This window comes from Bradyrhizobium glycinis (assembly GCF_016031655.1).
Taxonomy (GTDB): Bacteria; Pseudomonadota; Alphaproteobacteria; order Rhizobiales; family Xanthobacteraceae; genus Bradyrhizobium; species Bradyrhizobium glycinis.
Genome location: NZ_JACCHQ010000013.1, coordinates 1 through 18,130 on the forward strand (window position 1 = coordinate 1; position 18,130 = coordinate 18,130).

Annotated in this window: 17 protein-coding genes; 8 read left to right on the forward strand and 9 right to left on the reverse strand. The window is 65.3% G+C overall.

All coding sequences use genetic code 11. The features are described 5' to 3' along the window. On the reverse strand, positions 1 to 415 hold a 415-nt coding region (locus tag HZZ16_RS19315; RefSeq protein WP_197948788.1), incomplete at its 3' end, for a 2-dehydropantoate 2-reductase N-terminal domain-containing protein. 203 nt (positions 416 to 618) lie between these two features. Here HZZ16_RS19315 and HZZ16_RS19320 point away from each other — a divergent pair. The 3 genes from HZZ16_RS19320 to HZZ16_RS19330 all read left to right on the forward strand — a co-directional run bounded on the left by HZZ16_RS19320 (position 619) and on the right by HZZ16_RS19330 (position 5,849). Then, positions 619 to 1,686 (forward strand): acyltransferase family protein, encoded by a 1,068-nt coding sequence (locus tag HZZ16_RS19320; RefSeq protein ID WP_197950624.1) that lies wholly within the window; start codon positions 619 to 621, stop codon positions 1,684 to 1,686. Between the two features lie 181 nt (positions 1,687 to 1,867). Beyond that, the gene (gene polA, locus HZZ16_RS19325) at positions 1,868 to 4,960 is read left to right on the forward strand and encodes a DNA polymerase I (protein WP_197950626.1); all 3,093 of its coding nucleotides are present in this window, start codon (positions 1,868 to 1,870) and stop codon (positions 4,958 to 4,960) included. Positions 4,961 to 5,213: 253 nt separating this feature from the next. Further along, the gene (locus tag HZZ16_RS19330; protein ID WP_197950628.1) at positions 5,214 to 5,849 is read left to right on the forward strand and encodes a LysE family translocator; all 636 of its coding nucleotides are present in this window, start codon (positions 5,214 to 5,216) and stop codon (positions 5,847 to 5,849) included. Between the two features lie 122 nt (positions 5,850 to 5,971). On the opposite strand, the gene HZZ16_RS19335 is transcribed toward HZZ16_RS19330, so the two are convergent. Further along, entirely contained in the window at positions 5,972 to 6,598 is a 627-nt protein-coding gene (locus HZZ16_RS19335; RefSeq protein WP_197950630.1) for a glutathione S-transferase family protein, read from the reverse strand. A 171-nt stretch (positions 6,599 to 6,769) separates the two neighbouring features. On the opposite strand from HZZ16_RS19335, the gene pyrE reads away from it, so the two are divergent. Further along, the gene (pyrE, locus tag HZZ16_RS19340; RefSeq protein ID WP_197950632.1) at positions 6,770 to 7,333 is read left to right on the forward strand and encodes an orotate phosphoribosyltransferase; all 564 of its coding nucleotides are present in this window, start codon (positions 6,770 to 6,772) and stop codon (positions 7,331 to 7,333) included. A 215-nt stretch (positions 7,334 to 7,548) separates the two neighbouring features. Then, positions 7,549 to 8,355 (forward strand): DUF2865 domain-containing protein, encoded by an 807-nt coding sequence (locus HZZ16_RS19345; RefSeq protein WP_197950931.1) that lies wholly within the window; start codon positions 7,549 to 7,551, stop codon positions 8,353 to 8,355. Positions 8,356 to 8,492: 137 nt separating this feature from the next. Here the strand turns inward: HZZ16_RS19345 and HZZ16_RS19350 are convergent, their stop codons facing one another. From HZZ16_RS19350 to HZZ16_RS19380, 7 genes are all read right to left on the reverse strand, one after another. Next, positions 8,493 to 8,924 (reverse strand): hypothetical protein, encoded by a 432-nt coding sequence (locus HZZ16_RS19350; protein WP_197950634.1) that lies wholly within the window; start codon positions 8,922 to 8,924, stop codon positions 8,493 to 8,495. Between the two features lie 293 nt (positions 8,925 to 9,217). Further along, entirely contained in the window at positions 9,218 to 9,889 is a 672-nt protein-coding gene (gene pdeM / locus HZZ16_RS19355) for a ligase-associated DNA damage response endonuclease PdeM (protein ID WP_197950636.1), read from the reverse strand. Positions 9,890 to 9,931: 42 nt separating this feature from the next. Next, the gene (locus tag HZZ16_RS19360; protein ID WP_197950638.1) at positions 9,932 to 12,529 is read right to left on the reverse strand and encodes a ligase-associated DNA damage response DEXH box helicase; all 2,598 of its coding nucleotides are present in this window, start codon (positions 12,527 to 12,529) and stop codon (positions 9,932 to 9,934) included. Between the two features lie 334 nt (positions 12,530 to 12,863). Further along, positions 12,864 to 13,229, reverse strand: a complete 366-nt coding sequence (locus HZZ16_RS19365; protein WP_197950640.1) for a nuclear transport factor 2 family protein — start codon at positions 13,227 to 13,229, stop codon at positions 12,864 to 12,866. A 114-nt stretch (positions 13,230 to 13,343) separates the two neighbouring features. Then, a complete protein-coding gene (locus HZZ16_RS19370; protein WP_025032572.1) occupies positions 13,344 to 13,694 on the reverse strand; it encodes a RidA family protein in 351 nt (116 codons plus the stop codon). A 116-nt stretch (positions 13,695 to 13,810) separates the two neighbouring features. After that, complete coding sequence (locus tag HZZ16_RS19375) at positions 13,811 to 14,728, reverse strand: CE1 family esterase (protein WP_197950642.1); 918 nt, start codon at positions 14,726 to 14,728, stop codon at positions 13,811 to 13,813. 3 nt (positions 14,729 to 14,731) lie between these two features. Then, positions 14,732 to 16,390: an FAD-binding dehydrogenase gene (locus HZZ16_RS19380; RefSeq protein WP_197950644.1), complete on the reverse strand. Its 1,659-nt coding sequence runs from the start codon at positions 16,388 to 16,390 to the stop codon at positions 14,732 to 14,734. Between the two features lie 264 nt (positions 16,391 to 16,654). On the opposite strand from HZZ16_RS19380, the gene HZZ16_RS19385 reads away from it, so the two are divergent. From HZZ16_RS19385 to HZZ16_RS19395, 3 genes are all read left to right on the forward strand, one after another. Next, complete coding sequence (locus HZZ16_RS19385; protein WP_197950646.1) at positions 16,655 to 17,176, forward strand: Clp protease/crotonase-like domain-containing protein; 522 nt, start codon at positions 16,655 to 16,657, stop codon at positions 17,174 to 17,176. 123 nt (positions 17,177 to 17,299) lie between these two features. Next, positions 17,300 to 17,494 carry a hypothetical protein gene (locus tag HZZ16_RS19390; protein WP_197950648.1) on the forward strand — a complete coding sequence of 65 codons (195 nt, stop codon included), beginning with the start codon at positions 17,300 to 17,302 and terminating at the stop codon, positions 17,492 to 17,494. Positions 17,495 to 17,518: 24 nt separating this feature from the next. Then, positions 17,519 to 18,109, forward strand: coding sequence for an SCO family protein (locus tag HZZ16_RS19395; RefSeq protein ID WP_197950650.1), 591 nt, complete (start codon positions 17,519 to 17,521; stop codon positions 18,107 to 18,109). The last annotated feature ends 21 nt before the right edge of the window (positions 18,110 to 18,130 follow it).

Sequence of the window (18,130 nt, forward strand, 5' to 3'; positions counted from 1 at the left end):
TGGCCTCGCGAATGATGCGCTCGACCTCGTCGCCGGTGCCGACCGGCACGGTCGATTTCGTCACTACCACGGTGAAGCCCTGCAGCGACTGCGCGATCTCTTTCGCGGCGGCGTAGACGTAAGACAGGTCCGCGTGCCCGTCGCCGCGGCGCGAGGGCGTGCCGACCGCGATGAACACGGCGTCGGCATCGGCAACCGGCTGCTTCAGATCGGTGGTGAAGTCGAGCCGCTTGGCTTTCACGTTGTTCGCGACCAGCTCGTCGAGGCCAGGCTCGTAGATCGGGATCTCGCCGCGATGGAGCGCTGCGATCTTCCTCTCGTCCTTGTCGACGCAGGTGACGTCGTGGCCGAAATCCGCAAAGCAGGCGCCGGACACCAATCCCACATAGCCCGTGCCGATCATCGCAATTCGCATGAAAAATCCTGTTCCAGCTTGGTTAACGGACGTCCAACTCAGCCCAATCCGGGGCGGTTTAGCATTTTCCCGAGGGCATGGAACAGTCCGCATGCAAAAACCGGCCCGCGATTTGAACCGGTAAAGAAGTCGGAAACCACTGGGCTCCAAACTGGCCCACGCCCACACAGGGACGGGCGGAACGCGCCTCGAAAAGGGACACCATGGCACGATCAGGCACAATCGCGGCGGCCAGCCCTTCCAAGGCCCCTTCGGCCGCGCGTATCGACTGGGTCGATTATGCCAAGGGCATCTGCATCGTCATGGTGGTGATGATGCATTCGGTGCTGGGGGTGGAGCTTGCCGCCGGGCAGACCGGCTTCATGCATGCCCTCGTGGCCTTTGCAAAGCCGTTCCGGATGCCGGATTTCTTTCTGATTTCGGGCTTGTTCCTGTCTCTGGTGATCGATCGGGACTGGCGAACCTATCTCGATCGCAAGGTGGTGCATTTCGCCTATTTCTATGTCATCTGGGTGACAATCCAATTCGGCTTCAAGGCGCCGGCCTTCGCGGCCGAGACCAGCTGGCAGCACGTTGGCCTGTTTTATCTCGAATCCTTCGTCGAGCCGTTCGGCACGCTGTGGTTCATCTATCTGTTGCCGGTCTTCTTCGTCGTCACGAAACTGACACGCAAGGTCCCGCCGCTCGCGGTCTGGCTAGTCGCCGCCGCGCTGGAGACCGCGCGCATCACCACCGGGTGGACCGTCATCGACGAGTTCTGCGCACGCTTCGTCTATTTCTATTCGGGCTATTTGTTCGCGCCTTACGTGTTCGCCCTTTCGGATCGCGCGCGGAAACATCCCGCATTGGCGCTTGCAGCGCTCGCGACCTGGGCGCTGGTCAATGCCGGCCTCGTCGCATCGGGCGCCAGCGAGTGGGCGATCGTCTCGCTCGCGCTCGGCTTCGCTGGCGCCTGTGCCATCATCGCGGCGGGCACGCTGCTCGCGCGGGCGCACTGGCTCAACTTCCTCCGCTTCTGCGGCGAGCATTCGATCGTGATCTATCTCGCCTTCTTCCTGCCGATGGCGGCAACGCGGACGCTGCTGCTGCGGACGGGCGTCATTGCCGATATCGGCACGGTATCGCTGCTCGTCACCGTCGCCGGCGTGCTCGGTGCGCTGGCGATCTGGCAAGCCGCGCTGCGATTTAACGCGCGCTTCCTGTTCGAGCGGCCCGATGCGTTCTGGATTGCGCCGAGGAAGACGGCGCCGGTGTTGCAGGCGGCGGAGTAGCCACCTCTCGGTGTCGTCGCCCGGCTTGACCGGGCGACCCAGTACGCCGAGGCGCCAGCGATTGCGGCGTACTGGATTCCCCGCTTTCGCGGGGAATGACAGCGGGGGATAGTCGCGCTACCAGCTCAAAAATCCGCCTCCCAAGGCTGTCAAAGCCCGCAAAAATTCATACATTGCGGCCATGCCCAAGACATCTCCGAAGACCACCGCCAAAGCTGACACCAAGGCCGCGCCGAAAGCTGCCGAGACCAAGCCCGCTGCTGCCAAGACGGCACCCGCGACAGCTGCTGCCAAACCGGTGGCTGCGAAGGCGGCCGGCAAGGGGGACCATGTCTTCCTGGTCGACGGTTCCTCCTACATCTTCCGCGCCTATCACGCGTTGCCGCCGCTGAACCGCAAGTCCGACGGGCTGCAGGTCAACGCCGTGCTCGGCTTCTGCAACATGCTGTGGAAGCTGCTCCGCGAGATGCCCGAGGACAACCGGCCCACGCATCTCGCCATCGTGTTCGACAAGTCGGAGATCACCTTCCGCAACAAGATCTATCCGGACTACAAGGCGCACCGGCCGCCCGCCCCCGACGATCTCATTCCCCAATTCGCGCTGATCCGCGAAGCCGTGCGCGCCTTTGACCTGCCCTGCCTGGAACAGACCGGTTTCGAGGCCGACGATCTCATCGCGACCTATGTGCGCCAGGCCTGCGAGCGCGGCGCCAGCGCCACCATCGTGTCGTCCGACAAGGACCTGATGCAGCTCGTCACCGATTGCGTCACCATGTACGACACCATGAAGGACCGCCGCATCGGCATATCAGAGGTGATCGAGAAGTTCGGCGTGCCGCCGAACAAGGTGGTCGAGGTGCAGGCGCTCGCGGGCGATTCCACCGACAACGTGCCGGGCGTGCCCGGCATCGGCATCAAGACCGCGGCGCAGCTGATCACCGAATATGGCGATCTCGACCAATTGTTGTTCCGTGCCGGCGAGATCAAGCAGCCGAAGCGGCGCGAGGCGCTGCTCGAGAACGCGGAGAAGGCGCGCATCTCGCGGCAGCTCGTGCTGCTCGACGACAAGGTCGACCTTGAGGTGCCGCTGGACGACCTCGCCGTCCACGAGCCCGACGCGCGCAAGCTGATCGCCTTCCTCAAGGCCATGGAATTCACGACGCTGACGCGGCGCGTCGCCGAATATGCGCAGATCGATCCCGCCAATGTCGATGCCGATCCCGGCTATGCCAGCGGCGCCAGCGTGTTCACGACGCTGCCGCCCTCGGACGTCGTGCCGGTACCAGGCACGGGAACTGCGGCGCCGGCCCGGCCGAACCAGCCCAACAAGTCGACGGGCAAGGAGGACAAGGCTGCGAGCCTGAAGGGTGCGCCGATCTCGCTCGCCGCCGCGCGCGAAGAGGCGCTGCGCAAGCTTCCGGTCGATCGCGGCAAATACCAGACGATCAAGACGCTGAAGGAACTCGAGGCCTTCATCGCGCGCATTCATGATGCCGGCCATGTCGCGATCGAGACGAGAGCGAACTCGATCGATCCGATGCAGGCCGATCTCTGCGGCATCGCGCTGGCGCTGGCGCCGAACGAGGCCTGCTACGTGCCGCTGGCGCACAAGCAATCCGGCGGCGGCGCCGGCCTGTTCGATGCCGGCCTCGCGCCGGACCAGGTCAAGCACGATGACGCGCTGCAGGCGCTGCGGCCGGTGCTGGAATCGGCGGGCATCCTCAAGATCGGCTTCGACGTCAAGTTCGCGGCCGTGATGCTGGCGCAGCACGGCATCACCCTGCGCAACATCGACGATGCGCTGCTGATCTCCTACGTGCTCGATGCCGGCCGCGGCTCGCATGCGCTGGAATCGCTGTCGGAGCGCTGGTTCGGGCATGCCATGCTGAAGGAAAGCGAGCTGCTCGGCAGCGGCAAGGGCAAGATCACCTTCGACCAGGTGCCGATCGACAAGGCCGCCCCGCTATCGGCCGAAGGCGTCGACATCGCCTTGCGGGTCTGGCGCGTGCTGAAACCGCGCCTCGTTTCCGAGCACATGAGTTCGGTCTACGAGACGCTGGAGCGGCCGCTGGTATCGGTGCTTGCGCGCATGGAGCGGCGCGGCATCTCGATCGACCGCCAGGTGCTGTCGCGTCTCTCCGGCGACTTCGCCCAGACCGCAGCCCGCGTCGAGGCCGAGGTCCAGGAGATCGCGGGCGAGCCGGTCAATGTCGGCAGCCCCAAGCAGATCGGCGACATCCTGTTCGGCAAGATGGGATTGCCCGGCGGTACCAAGACCAAGACCGGCGCGTGGTCGACCACCGCGCAGGTGCTCGACGAGCTCGCCGAGCAGGGCCACGACTTCCCGAAGAAGATTCTGGAGTGGCGTCAGGTCTCCAAGCTGAAATCGACCTACACCGACGCGCTCCCGACCTACGTCAACCCGCAGACCCACCGCGTGCACACCACCTACGCGCTGGCCGCGACCACGACGGGACGCTTGTCATCGAACGAGCCGAACCTGCAGAACATTCCGGTGCGCACCGAGGACGGCCGCAAGATTCGCCGCGCCTTCATCGCCACGCCCGGGCACAAGCTGGTCTCGGCCGATTATTCACAGATCGAGCTCAGGCTGCTGGCCGAGATCGCCGACATTCCCGTGCTGAAGCAGGCGTTCCGCGACGAGCTGGACATTCACGCCATGACCGCGTCGGAAATGTTCGGCGTGCCGATCAAGGGCATGCCGAGCGAGATCCGCCGCCGCGCGAAAGCGATCAATTTCGGTATCATCTACGGCATCTCCGCGTTCGGCCTTGCCAACCAGCTCGGCATCGCGCGCGAAGAAGCCTCCGCCTACATCAAGAAATATTTCGAGCGCTTCCCCGGCATCCGCGCCTACATGGATGAAACGCGGGATTTCTGCCGCAACCACGGCTACGTCACCACGCTGTTCGGCCGCAAGTGCCACTACCCCGACATCAAGGCCTCGAATGCCTCGGTGCGCGCCTTCAACGAGCGCGCCGCGATCAACGCGCGGCTTCAGGGCACCGCCGCCGACATCATCCGCCGCGCCATGACGCGCGTGGAGGATGCGCTGGCCGCGAAGAAGCTCTCGGCGCAGATGCTGCTCCAGGTGCATGACGAATTGATCTTCGAGGTGCCGGACGACGAGGTCGAGGCAACGCTTCCCGTCGTGCAGAAGGTGATGCAGGACGCGCCGTTCCCGGCCGTGTTGCTCTCGGTGCCGCTGCATGTCGACGCCCGCGCCGCGAACAATTGGGACGAGGCGCATTAGTGCTCTCTCTTCACCTCTCCCCGCTTGCGGGGAGAGGTCGGATCGCATCGTCAGATGCGATCCGGGTGAGGGGGTACAGGTCTATCGATGACCGCCCGCAGGGAGAGAAGCCCCTCACCCCAACCCTCTCCCCGCAAGGGCGGGGCGAGGGAGCACACCGGCGCAAGAGCTCGATTGTCCTCCGAGCAATTGCGCGGTGGCTCCACGATCCCGCGCATATTAGAACCTTTGCATCTCCCGCACTGGTTCACCCATGCCCCACACCTCCGCCCTGCTCGGCTTTGCCCTGGTCAGCCTCGGTCTCGTGCTCACGCCGGGACCGAACATGATCTATCTGATCTCGCGTTCGATCACGCAGGGGCCCGCGGCCGGCATCGTCTCGCTCGGCGGCGTGGCGCTCGGCTTCGTGTTCTACATGCTGTGTGCCGCGTTCGGCATCACGGCGCTCTTGCTCGCCATCCCCTTCGCCTATGATGCGCTGCGCTTTGCCGGCGCCGGATACTTGCTGTGGCTCGCCTGGCAGGCGGTGAAGCCGGGCGGGCGTTCGCCGTTCCAGGTGAGGAAGCTCGCCATCGACAGCCCGCGCAAATTGTTCGCGATGGGCTTCGTCACCAACCTGCTCAACCCGAAAATCGCGATGCTGTATCTGGCGCTGCTGCCGCAGTTCATTGATCCCTCAGCGGGCAGCGTGCTGACCCAATCGGTGGTGCTGGGCGCGATCCAGATCGCGATCAGCGTCAGCGTCAACGCGATGATCGCGCTCGCGGCGGGCTCGATCGCGCTGTTCCTTGCGAACCGGCCGAGCTGGATGCTGGTGCAGCGCTGGCTGATGGGCACCGTGCTGGCCGGGCTCGCCGTGCGGATGGCGGTGGAAACGAAGAGGGTGTGAGGGCACACTGTCATGCCCCGGCTTGACCGGGGCGTCCAGTACGCCGCGGCCTCTCGGCTCAATCGCTGCCGTCTCTGGAATACTGGGTCGCCCGGTCAAGCCGGGCGACGACAGCCTCCAGCTCAATCCAGCTTCGCCTCCATGCCGCGCTTCACCGCCGGGCGCGCCATCAGGGCGTCGTACCAGCGCTTGACGTTGGGGAAGTCGGCCAGATCAACCTTGTGGCGAGGATGGCGCCAGGCCCAGCCCAGGATGGCAAAATCGGCAACCGAGAGCTCGCCGGCGACGAAGTCGCGCCCCTCCAGCCGGCGATCGAGCACGCCATAGAGCCGGCGCGTCTCGGCCATGAAGCGCCTCAAGCCGTAGGCCCGGTCCTGCTCATTCTCGAGTGCGATGAAATGGTGCACCTGGCCGGGCATCGGGCCGAAGCCGCCCATCTGCCACATCAGCCATTCGTAGACCGGAATGCGCTGGATGAGCGATTTCGGCAGGAATTTGCCGGTCTTTTCGCCGAGATAGAGCAGGATCGCACCGGATTCGAAGATGCTGACCGGCTTGCCGTCGGGCCCCTCGGGGTCGACGATCGCGGGGATCTTGTTGTTGGGCGAGAGCTTGAGGAACTCGGGCGCCATCTGCTCGCCCTTGGTGATGTTCACCGGGATCACCTTGTAGGGCAGCCCCATCTCCTCCAGCGCGACCGAGATCTTGCGGCCGTTCGGCGTGTTCCAGGTATAGAGCTCGATGGTCATTCCGTATCCTTCCCCAAGAGGCTTGCCCCTCACCTACTCCAGAAGGTTGCGCCCCCACAACCGGCGGACCGGGATGGCCGATCCCTGTTGACGGGAGACGCCCCCTCTGGAATGTCGCGTCGGTCGCGGATAAATTCCGCCTCCTCCAAAAACGCTGTTCGAGGGACCGCCGTGTCGAAATCAGCCTCCCGCGCCCGCCTGCTCGAGATCATCCGCCGGCGCTCATTCGGCCGCGGCGAGGTGACGCTCGCGTCGGGCCGCAAGAGCGATTTCTACTTCAACCTCAAGCCGACCATGCTCGACCCCGAGGGCGCGACGCTGCTCGCCGAGCTGACTTACGAGGCGCTGAAGGACGATCAGCTCGATTTCATCGGCGGGCTCGAGATGGGCGCGGTGCCGCTCGCCGGTGCGCTGGCGCAGATCTCCTGGATCAAGGGCCATCCGATCGCGGCCTTCTTCGTGCGCAAGAAGCCGAAGGAGCACGGCGCGAAGCTCGCGATTGAGGGCCTGCCCAAGGGCGAGACGTTGGCCGGCAAGCGCGTCGTCATCGTCGAGGACGTCACCACGACCGGCGGCTCGGCGATGAAGGCGGTGGAATCGGTGCGCGAGGCCGGGGCCAATGTCGTGCTGGTGCTGACCATGGTCGATCGCGAGGAAGGCGCCACCGACACGTTCGGTGCGGCCGGCCTGCCGTTCCGCTCGCTGTACAAGGCGTCGGAATTCTTGAAGGCGTGAAGTGGCGGAAATTTCACCGCCGTCATGCCTCAATGTGTCCCGATAGCAACCATCCGTCCAAAGCTGCGCCCGGCCTTAAAGAGGCCACCGCCTCGTCTTGAAACCGCCGCCGCTCAACTGCTCATTTACCATCCCGCTTTAGGTGAATCGTGTGCTGAGATCCCTCGGTCCAGCCGGTTCAGTAGCGTTGGGTGGAGTAAGCATTGCGTACAGTCATGTTCCATGCGCGCCGGCGGCGTCGCGCGACGCTTGTTGCCGCCATGCTTGCGGTTCCGCTGCTCGCAGCTCCTGCCCCGGTCTCGGCCGAAGGTCTGTTCGATTTCCTCTTCGGCGGAATGCAGCAGCAGCGGCTGCAGCGCGAGGTGCCGCAGACGAGCTCCTACACCGATCCCTTCGGCAGCCAGCAGAATGGCGCCACGCCGCAATATGTGCCGCCGACCCGCTCGGCGGCAGCCGGTGGCTCGGGCCCGGCCTTCTGCGTACGCAGTTGCGACGGGAAATACTTTCCGCTGATGCGCGGCATCGTCTCGCCCGCGCAGATGTGTCAGGCATTCTGCCCTGCCAGCGCGACCAAGGTCTATTTCGGCTCGTCAATCGACGGCGCCTATTCCCAGACCGGTGAGCGCTACGCCGACAGCGAGAACGCGTTCGCCTACCGCAAGGCGCTGCGCGCCGATTGCACCTGCAACGGCCGTGAACCGGTCGGCCTGGCCCCGGTCGACCTTGCGCTGGATTCCTCGCTGAAGGCCGGCGACGTGATCGCCACCACCGACGGCCTCGTCGCCTATACCGGCGTCCGCGTCGGCAACGACCAGACTGCGGATTTCACCCCGGTTGCCTCCTATCCCGGTCTCACCGCGCAGGTTCGCGCGCGGCTCGGCGAGATGAAGGTGGCGCCGGTGCGGGCCGAGACGGTGTCGGCAGATGCGCCGGCGTCCAACGAGATCGTGCGTGAGCCGCTCCCGGATGTGACGGTGCCGAAGACGGCCGCGAAGCCGGCGAAGCGCGCGGGATTGGATTAGCGTGGTCTCGTGTCCCGGACGCGAGCGCGGCATGCAATGACGCGACGCCGAGCCGGGACCCAGAATGCCGCGACATGGGCCCCGGCTCTGCAGCGCACCGCTGAAAGAGCGCTGCGCTGCGTCCGGGGCACAAGAATTCACCTCCCGATGATCACCCCGATCACGTTGGGCGCGGCCAGATATTTCTCCTCGATCGCCGCGCGCGCGGCGGCGCGGTTCTCAGGCGTCAGGAGACCGCGCTTCTCGGCCAGGATCATCCAGCAGAAACCCCACCAGTCCGTCAGCATGCCTTGATCGCCGACGAGGTCATAGCCTTGCTCGGCTGCGAAGATGCGCGCATGCGCCTCGTCCAGCGTGTCGAGAAACAGATGATCCTCGGGCGAGAACAGATCGTCGCTGACGTCGTCGATGGTGTAGCCCCAGATCGATTGGCACACCGCATTGAACTCGCGGTCAAACTGGTCGTCATCGACGGCGTAACGCCGCGCGGCCTGATGCAGCCGCGACAGCGAGCGCGCGAAATCGGCGATCCGGGTGAGGGCAAACTGGTCGAAGGCAATGGTGGACATGTAGTCCTCGCAAAGTCGGACAGACGCTAGATATTGTATCGGCGAGGCGCCGAATCACGATGATATATCAAAGGCTTGCTAAAGTGTTCTTAATTTGTTCTAGACATGTGTGTGCTGCGCGCCTGGCGCGTGCCGGAATCGAAAGGGGCCGCCCGAGGCGACCCCTTGCCGGTTGCAATCTTGTTCGGGAATGAAATTCCAGCCCCGGCAAGCGTGACGTTAAAACCGATAACGGGCTTTGCGCGATTCCGGAAAAATACCGATCGTAGCGCTGTCCTAATTCGGCCGGCGCCTCAATAGCAGCGCGACGCCGCAATGGCGTGGACGCGGCGGTCGCCGAGGAGATGGGCGACAAAGCCGTTCTGCGGAAAGATCCTGGCGAAGGCAGCGTCGCGGATGCTGAGGCCGCCGGCATAGGCGCCGAACGCAGGCATCACCGCGCGCAACCCGTCGCTGGCGAAACAACGGCGCTCCATCGAGCGGCCGCGCGCTGAGACGCGCGCCTTCGGATGCAGATGCCCGGCGATCTCGCCGCGTGCGCCGGTCGGCTCGTGACGGAAGGTGATCGGGCCGATCGCGACTTCATCCGCGATGGTGCCGCCGAGATCGCGCGGCAGCTTGGGATCGTGATTGCCCGAGATCCAGATCCAGTCGCGGCCGCTCTGGAGTGCCGCCACCGCGTCGCGGTCCGCGCCGGATAGACGCTCGTGCGCGCTGCGGTCGTGAAAACTGTCACCGAGCGCGATGACTACTCGCGGATCATGGCGGGAGATGACAGCAGCGAGCCGGCCGAGCGTCGCAATGGTATCGTAAGGCGGCAGCAAGACGCCGCGCGTGGCGAAGCTCGAGCCTTTCTCCAGATGCAGGTCGGAGACGACGAGCAGGCGCTGCTCGTCCCAGAACAACGCGCCGGAGAGATCGGCCGCGAAGGTCACATCGCTGATCGTGACTCTGGAAACGCGCATGTCCTCGACATCTCCCGAAATCAGCGCGCCTGCCGTCACGTCTTACCCGCTTCTATCCATCGCCTCTTTGACGAGTTCGTCGGCGGCTTCCGCCAAAAGCTCGTCTGCAGCTTCGCCATAAACTGACTCGCGGCCGATTTCCAGCATCACGGGCACGGCGAGCGGAGAGACATGGTCGAGTTCCCGGTGCGTGATACGGCCGTGGATGCGCATCAGCATGTCGCCGAGGCGGCGCAAATCGAGCAGGCCGGTGGCCGCATCGGCCCGCGCGGCGCGGAGCAGGACGTGATCGGCCTGGTGCTTGCGCAGCACGTCGTAGACGAGATCGGTCGAGAACAGCACCTGGCGGCGGCTCTTCTCTTCGCCGGTGTGACGGCGCGCGATCAGGCCGGAGATGATCGCGCAGTTGCGGAAGGTGCGCTTCATCAGGGCGGATTCGGCGAGCCAGGCTTCGAGATCATCGCCGAGCATATCGGGGTCGAACAGCGCGTTGAGGTCGATCCGGCCCTGACGGATCATGAAGGAGAGATCGCCAAGGCCCCAGATCGCCACCGCATATTCATTGGCGACGAAGCCGAGCGGCCGCGCGCGGGCGCGCTCCAGCCGCCGCGTCAGCAGCATGCCGAGGGTCTGATGCGCGAGGCGGCCCTCGAAAGGATAGCAGACCAGATAATGCTTGTTGGCACGCGGAAAGCTCTCGACCAGGAGCTCCCGGACGGCCGGCACTTGGCTGACGTCCTTCTGCAGCGACAGCCAGTCGCGCACCTGCTCCGGCAAGCCGCCCCAGGCGCGGCCATCATCGAGCAGCCGGCGCACGCGCTCGGCGAGATAGGTCGAAAGCGGAAACTTGCCGCCCATGTAGGACGGCACCTTCGGGTCCTTGTCATGCGCGCGCGAGACATAGACCTGGTCCTCCACCAGCGTCTCGTAGCGCACCACCTCGCCCGAGAACACGAAGGTGTCGCCGGGCGAGAGGCCCTCGATGAAGGCTTCCTCGATCTCGCCGAGCAGCCGGCCGTCGCGTGCGATCACGCCGGTGGATCCGCCTGCTTTTCCTTGCCCGCCGCCGCGCGAGCGCACCAGCCGCACCTTCAGCATGTCGTCCTCGACGATGGTGCCGACATTCATGCGATAGCTCTGCCGCACCTTGGGATTGGCGACGCGCCAGCGGCCTTCCTTGTCCTGCTTGATGCGGGCGAAGCGCTCATAGGTCTTCAGCGCGTAGCCGCCGGAGGCGACGAAATCGACGACGTCGTCGAAATCCTGCCGTGACAGATCGGCGTAGGGCGCGGCGGTGCGGACCTCCGCATAGAGCTCCTCGCTGAAAAACGGCTCGCCGCAGGCGCAGCCGAGCACATGCTGGGCGAGCACATCGAGGGCGCCCGTGCGCAAGGGCGGCGTATCCTGCGCGTTTTCGGTAATGGCATCAATTGCCACACGGCACTCCAGGACTTCAAAACGGTTGGCGGGCACCAGCACCGCGCGCGAGGCTTCGTCGAGGCGGTGATTGGCGCGGCCAATGCGCTGCATCAGGCGCGAGGAGCCCTTTGGCGCGCCGATATTGACGACGAGATCGACGTCGCCCCAGTCAACGCCGAGATCGAGCGAGGAGGTGCAGACCACGCCGCGCAGCCGGCCCGCCGACATGGCGTCCTCGACCTTGCGGCGCTGGGCGACGTCGAGCGAGCCGTGATGCAGCGCGATGGCAAGGCCATCGTCGTTCATGCTCCAGAGATTCTGGAACAGCATCTCGGCCTGGCTGCGGGTGTTGACGAAGACCAGCGTGGTCTTGTTGGCCTTGATCAGCTCGTAGATCTCGGGGAGCGCGTGGCGCGCGCTGTGGCCGGCCCAGGGCAGCCGCTCGCGCGTGTCGAGCATCTCGACTACAGGCGGCGCGGCACCGCCGGCGAGGACGATGTCGGCTGCCCGCTCCTTGCCGTCGGGCTGCGGCACCAGGACGCGCGCGAGCTGCTCCGGCTCGGCCACGGTCGCGGACAGGCCGATCGCGCGCATCTGCGGGGCGAGGCGCCACAATCGCGCAAGCCCAAGCGAGAGCAGATCGCCGCGCTTGGACGTCACCAGCGCGTGCAGCTCGTCGAGCACGATCCGCTTCAGGGAGGAAAACAGGTACGGTGCGTCGTCGGAGGACAGCAGCAGCGCGAGCTGCTCGGGCGTCGTCAGCAACACGTCCGGCGGATAGCGCCGCTGCCGCTGACGCCGCGAGACCGGCGTATCACCGGTGCGGGTCTCGACCTTGATCGGCAAGCCCATCTCCGCGATCGGACGCTCGAGATTGCGCGCGATGTCGACGGCCAGCGCCTTGAGTGGCGAGATGTAGAGCGTGTGCAGGCCGCCGCTGCGCTGCACGCTGCGGCCGGTGGAGACGAGGTTCTTCTTCGCGCCCGCGTCGCGTGTCAGCGGCTGCGTCGACAGCTCCACCAGTGTCGGCAGAAATCCGGCCAGCGTCTTGCCGGCGCCGGTCGGCGCAATCAAGAGCGCCGAGCGGTCCTCGTGCGCCTTCTGCAGCAGTGCCAATTGATGCGCGCGCGGCGACCAGCCGCGGGCTGCGAACCAGGCCTGGAAGCGATCCGGCAGCAGCGCGGCCGGCTCGGCCGATGTTTGGAGGGCACGGGGCGGCACGGCATGACAGGTAAGCCGTTGGGCTGGCTTCGTCGAGGGGTGCCGCCCTCCCCGCGTGCACGAGGAGGGCTATCGCTTATGGTGTGAACGGTGCTTCGGTGTCGGGACTCGGCTCCCTCTCCCGCTTGCGGGGGAGGGCTGGGGTGGGGGTATCTCCGCGCTGGGATTGTCGAGAAATGCGGATGCTGTCCCCGGGTGGCAAGAGCCCTCACCCGCCGCGCTCTGCGAGCGCGTCGGCCTCTCCCGCAAGCGGGAGAGGCGAAGCAAGCCCGGACAATCCTCGTAAAATCCATATGCGATAGCCCAGCCCTCTGCACCACGAGGTCCAGATCTCTCACGCCTCGGCCGGTACCTGATCGAGAAATCCGGTCACGCTCCTGATCCGGCCGTCCTTCAGCACGGCGAAATCCGTCCCCTTGATCGGGCTGTCGGCGCCGTCAGGACCAAGTCCCCACGAGAAGCGGACGTGGTCGCCGTAGCCATTGGGCTCGCCAATCAGCTTGAATTTGAAATCGGGAAAGCGCTGCTGCACGCCTGATATCAGCGCCTCGATGCCGTCCTGGCCGTCGCCCTTCATCACGGGGTCGACGTAGCTCGCATCCGTCGTCCAGCTTTCGCTCAGCAGCTCGCGGCGGCGGCCGGCGGAGCGCTCGTTCCAGAGCTCGATGTAGCCGCGGGCGATGGTGACGGGGTCGGTCATGGTTCTCTCCTTCGATGGTGCCGTGTTCGTCCGGCTGACCGTGACTATCGAAGGTTCACGCGCGTTGATCGATTACCTCGGAGGTCATCAACGCGCGTGAGGTTTTCACGAAAATTACTTCGCCGCCGTCACCATGATCTCGACGGTGTATTGCGGGGCCGCCAGCTTGGCTTCGACAGTGGCGCGCGCCGGGGTGTTGCCGGGCGAGACCCAGGCGTCCCACACAGCGTTCATCTCTGCGAAGGTCTTCATGTCGGTGATGTAGATCGTGGCCGAGAGCAGCTTCGACTTGTCGGTGCCGGCCTTGGCGAGGTGGCCGTCGATGGTCGCCAGGATGTCCTGGGTCTGCTTCGTCACGCTTTCGCCGGCCGCCTTGTTGGCGACGACACCGGCGAGATAGACGGTGTTGCCGTGCACGACGACCTGGCTCATGCGCGGGCCAGTTTCAAAACGCTGAATGCTCATCTGGGATCTCCTGACTGGAATGGCGGCCCTGTCTAACCCAGCGATTTGCACTGTGCCACCCCAAGCACGCATGCGTTGCCCGGCACGCATGCGTGGGTCAGCAACGCGTGCGCCGTTCACGGAAACCGGCTGAAGAACGTCCAGATCGTTTCGGCGCCGTCGATGTCGCCGTTTTGCGATCCGAGCAGGCTCCTCGCGACCTTCGGAAAGCGGGCATCCGGAGCGAAGCCTGGCATGCGGTGGCCACCATGGTTGATGCGATAGAGCACGACGTCGTGCCCAGCCGGACAGCGCGAGCTGATGCGTGTCACCGTGGACTGGTCCGCCGGCGCCGCGTCGGGCATGTCGGTGATCCCGGCGTCATCGGCCTCGCAGCCATTGAGCCTGCGCCAGAACGCCAGCGTTTCGTCCGTCGACCAGAATCCCTCTGCGGCAAAATAGCTCGATCCGCGCCCGCCCTCATAAGGGACCAGCGGATCGGCGGTCCCGTTCATGAGCAGCATTGGCAGCGGCCGCGACGGATGGCAGGTGACGGCGGCCTCATCGCTGAGATTCATGATCACACTCGCAGCCGCCGCAAACAGATCGGCACGCGCGCAGGCCATGGTCATCGCCATGGCACCGCCATTGGAGACGCCGACGACGTAGACGCGCTTCGGATCGGCCGTGCCGTCGGCCACCAGCTTCTCGACCAGCCTTGCGATGAAGGCGACGTCATCGGTGCCCGCCGGTGGTCCGCGCAAGGAGGGCCCCGCCTTGGTGCGCGCGTCCGCCCATGCATTGTTGAGGCCGTCCGGAAACACCACAGCGAGGCCCTCGCGCTTGGCGACCTGCGGCCAGGCCGTCCGCGTCACCATGTCAGCGCCGCGCTGGGTCTTGCCATGCAGCACGACGACGAGCGGTGCGGGCCGCTTGCCCGGCAGTTGCGCGGTGTAGGAGCGCTTCACCCCGTTGACATCGATCGTATCGGCGCACGCGGCCGAAGCTGCCGTCAAAGCAGCGATCAGCGCCCCGATGCGCATCCGCCGCCGCATGGTCTAGCCCGCCGCCTTGGCGGCGGCACGGCCGGCATTGCGGCCCGAGAACAGGCAGCCGCCAAGAAAGGTGCCTTCCAGCGAGCGATAGCCATGCACGCCGCCGCCACCGAAGCCAGCGGCCTCGCCGACGGCGTAGAGGCCCGGGATGATGCTGCCCTCCTCCCCGAACACCCGGGAGTCGAGATCGGTCTCGAAGCCGCCCAGCGTCTTGCGGGTGAGGATGTTGAGCTTCACGGCGATCAGCGGCCCATGTGCGGGATCGAGGATGCGGTGCGGGGAAGCGGTGCGGATCAACTTGTCGCCGATATAGCGGCGCGCATTGTGGATGTTCATGACCTGCGCATCCTTGACGTAAGGATTGGCGATCTCGCGGTCGCGCGCCTCGATCTGCATCCTGATGTGCTCGAGCTTGAGGAGATCGCTGCCGGCGAGCTTGTTCATGGCCGCAACGAGCTCATCGAGCTTGTCGCGGACAATGAAGTCGACACCATGGCTCTTGAACGCCTCCACCGGCGCCGGCGCCCCCTTGTTGGTGGCGCGGCGAAGCGTCATGCGCCAGCTCTTGCCGGTCAGGTCCGGGTTCTGCTCCGAGCCCGATAGCGCAAACTCTTTCTTGATGATGCTCTGGGTCAGGATGAACCAGGAATAATCATAGCCGGTGGACATAATGTATTTGAGCTGACCGAGCGTGTCCGAGCCGGGGAACAGTGGTGCCGGCAGCCGCGTGCCTGTGGCATCGAACCACATCGAGGAAGGACCTGGCAGGACGCGGATACCGTGGCGCGGCCAAATCGGGTTCCAGTTCTGGATGCCCTCGACGTAGTGCCACATGCGGTCGCGGTTGATCAGCCGTGCGCCGGTTTTTTCCGTGATGCCGATCATGCGCCCGTCGACATGCTCGGGCACGCCGGAGATCATGAACCTCGGGGGTTCGCCAAGCCGCTTCGGCCAGTTCTGCCGCACCAGCTCGTGGTTGCCGCCGATGCCGCCTGAAGCGACGATCACGGCCTGCGCCTTCAGTGCGAAGTCGCCGACCACGCTGCGCGAGGAGCTCTTGCCGCGCGCTGCATCATCAGGCGCAAGAACGACGCCGCTGACGCCATCTACTGTGCCGTTGGTGACAGAGAGCGCGTCGACGCGATGGCGGAATCTGAAGGTCAATCGGCCGGTCTTCATCGCCTCGCGCGCGCGGCGCTCGAACGGCTCGACGATGCCCGGGCCGGTACCCCAGGTAACGTGGAAGCGCGGCACCGAATTGCCGTGGCCCATCGCATCATAGCCGCCGCGCTCGGCCCAGCCGACCACGGGAAAGAAGCGATGGCCCATCGCGCGCAGCCAGCCGCGCTTCTCGCCGGCCGCGAAGGCCACGTAGGCTTCGGCCCATTGGCGCGGCCAGAAGTCCTCGTCGCGGTCGAAGCCAGCAGTGCCGAGCCAGTCCTGCATGGCGAGCTCGTAGGAATCCTTGATGCCGAGCCGGCGCTGCTCCGGCGAATCGACCAGGAACAATCCGCCGAACGACCAGAACGCCTGGCCCCCCAGCGACTGCTCGCCTTCCTGGTCGACAACCATCACGCGCTTGCCCACATCGGCTATCTCGGTGGCGGCAACGAGACCCGACAGTCCCGCGCCGACGACGATGACGTCCGTTTCTTCAGCCATGCGTTTCCCCCTCCATGAGTTCCCCCTGTATTTGCCCGGATTGAAGCCAGCGGTTGCAACTGAGATCAAGGGTATGGCGCGTAAGACCTCGTTAACTTGTTCCACTTTGGGATAGAGACCAGCCGGGTGCAGCGCGGACGCAACACTGGATTTGAATTTGTTTTGAGCCAGCAGGCCTGCCTGGACAAAACCTTGGTTACGACCGACGCTAGCCGTGCATCACCACCTGACACGCAGATTCGAATTCGACTGGGGCGGGGGACAATGAAGTTTCTGACGGGGTTGCTTGCGGCGGTTCTCTTGATCGCGGGCATGGGGGCTTCTCACGCGGTGGTTCGGATCGCGGATGACCGCGGCGGCCGGATTGGAACCTACGTCGACAGATACCAGGACCTCAGGCAATCGGGCGAGACGGTCATCATCGACGGCCTCTGTGCCTCGGCCTGCACCATCGTTCTCGGCGCCATCCCGCACGACCGGATCTGCGTGACCTCGCACGCGACGCTCGGCTTCCACGCCGCTTGGGATTTCGGTGCCAACGGCCGCGCCATCACCAATCCCGAAGCGACCCAGATGCTCTATGCGATGTATCCCTCGCAGGTGAGGCGCTGGATCGGCCAGCGGGGCGGTCTCACCCCGCGGATGCTTTTCCTCAAGGGCAAGCAACTCCAGGCCATGTACAAGCCCTGCTATCTGGATGCGCAGGCCTCGACGAGCAGGCCGTCGCGCCGGTCGCTGCCGCAAGCGGAGCCGCTCGAATCCGCTCGAGGCCAGCTCCTCCACTGACATCGCAGCCTGACGGCGTCCTTTGGCGCCGCGGCGTCTTGCCTGCTGGCGGCGCCTTGCCCGCGGCCGGTGCAAAGCCTATCTGAAAGCCAGGGAACCGGGGCCTTCGTCCCGATCGTTGTCATGGCTCAACCGCTGCACCCAACCCACCAGCTATCGGACAATTCGCCCACTGCCGGGCGGATGCCATCCGTGCTGCTGTGGGCTGGCGCGACAATCGGCGGCCTCGCCGTGATTGGCGCGCTGGCGCTCTGGTTCCACTACGGCAGCCAGGTGTTCTTCGAAATGATCAGGACCGGCTTTGCCGCCTGCTTCTGACCTGCGACAGGAAGTTGTCCGCCCATGAGCTCCGCCACCCGTCCGCTGGTGATCGCGACCGCTTTCGCCGCAAGCCTCGTTGTCGGGCTCCTGATCATGTTCTGGGCCATGGGCGGCGTCGGCAAGGTGGCACAGCCGGCCGCGATCGGCGGTCCGTTCCAGCTGACCGACCAGAACGGCAAGGCCGTCACCGACAAGAGCCTGAAGGGCAAGCCGACCCTGATCTTCTTCGGCTACACCCATTGCCCCGACGTCTGCCCGACCTCGCTGTTCGAGATCTCGGAAGTGCTGCGCGCGATGGGCAAGGACGCCGACAAGGTCAATGCCGTCTTCATCTCGGTCGATCCCGAGCGCGACACGCCGGCGACGATGAAGGATTACCTATCGAGCTTCGATCCGCACCTCCAGGGCCTGTCCGGCGACCCCGCCGAGACCGCCAAGGTCATCACCTCCTACCGGGTCTATGCCAAGAAGGTCCCGACCAAGGACGGTGATTACACGATGGACCACACCGCGCTGGTCTACCTGATGGACCGCGACGGCAGGTTCGTCTCGCCGTTCAACCTGAAGCGGACGCCGGAAGAGGCGGCGGTTGATTTGAAGCGCTATCTCTGAGTTTCACTCTGCCCGCAATCG

Excerpts from the sequence above, each read along its gene's own strand:
- HZZ16_RS19395 (WP_197950650.1), top strand. The coding sequence starts at position 17,519 with ATGAGCTCCGCCACCCGTCCGCTGGTGATCGCGACCGCTTTCGCCGCA.
- HZZ16_RS19335 (WP_197950630.1), bottom strand. The coding sequence starts at position 6,598 with ATGACCATCGAGCTCTATACCTGGAACACGCCGAACGGCCGCAAGATC.
- HZZ16_RS19345 (WP_197950931.1), top strand. The coding sequence starts at position 7,549 with ATGTTCCATGCGCGCCGGCGGCGTCGCGCGACGCTTGTTGCCGCCATG.
- HZZ16_RS19390 (WP_197950648.1), top strand. The coding sequence starts at position 17,300 with ATGGCTCAACCGCTGCACCCAACCCACCAGCTATCGGACAATTCGCCC.
- HZZ16_RS19385 (WP_197950646.1), top strand. The coding sequence starts at position 16,655 with ATGAAGTTTCTGACGGGGTTGCTTGCGGCGGTTCTCTTGATCGCGGGC.
- HZZ16_RS19330 (WP_197950628.1), top strand. The coding sequence starts at position 5,214 with ATGCCCCACACCTCCGCCCTGCTCGGCTTTGCCCTGGTCAGCCTCGGT.
- HZZ16_RS19350 (WP_197950634.1), bottom strand. The coding sequence starts at position 8,924 with ATGTCCACCATTGCCTTCGACCAGTTTGCCCTCACCCGGATCGCCGAT.
- HZZ16_RS19320 (WP_197950624.1), top strand. The coding sequence starts at position 619 with ATGGCACGATCAGGCACAATCGCGGCGGCCAGCCCTTCCAAGGCCCCT.
- HZZ16_RS19380 (WP_197950644.1), bottom strand. The coding sequence starts at position 16,390 with ATGGCTGAAGAAACGGACGTCATCGTCGTCGGCGCGGGACTGTCGGGT.
- polA (WP_197950626.1), top strand. The coding sequence starts at position 1,868 with ATGCCCAAGACATCTCCGAAGACCACCGCCAAAGCTGACACCAAGGCC.
- HZZ16_RS19365 (WP_197950640.1), bottom strand. The coding sequence starts at position 13,229 with ATGACCGACCCCGTCACCATCGCCCGCGGCTACATCGAGCTCTGGAAC.
- HZZ16_RS19370 (WP_025032572.1), bottom strand. The coding sequence starts at position 13,694 with ATGAGCATTCAGCGTTTTGAAACTGGCCCGCGCATGAGCCAGGTCGTC.
- pdeM (WP_197950636.1), bottom strand. The coding sequence starts at position 9,889 with ATGCGCGTTTCCAGAGTCACGATCAGCGATGTGACCTTCGCGGCCGAT.
- HZZ16_RS19375 (WP_197950642.1), bottom strand. The coding sequence starts at position 14,728 with ATGCGGCGGCGGATGCGCATCGGGGCGCTGATCGCTGCTTTGACGGCA.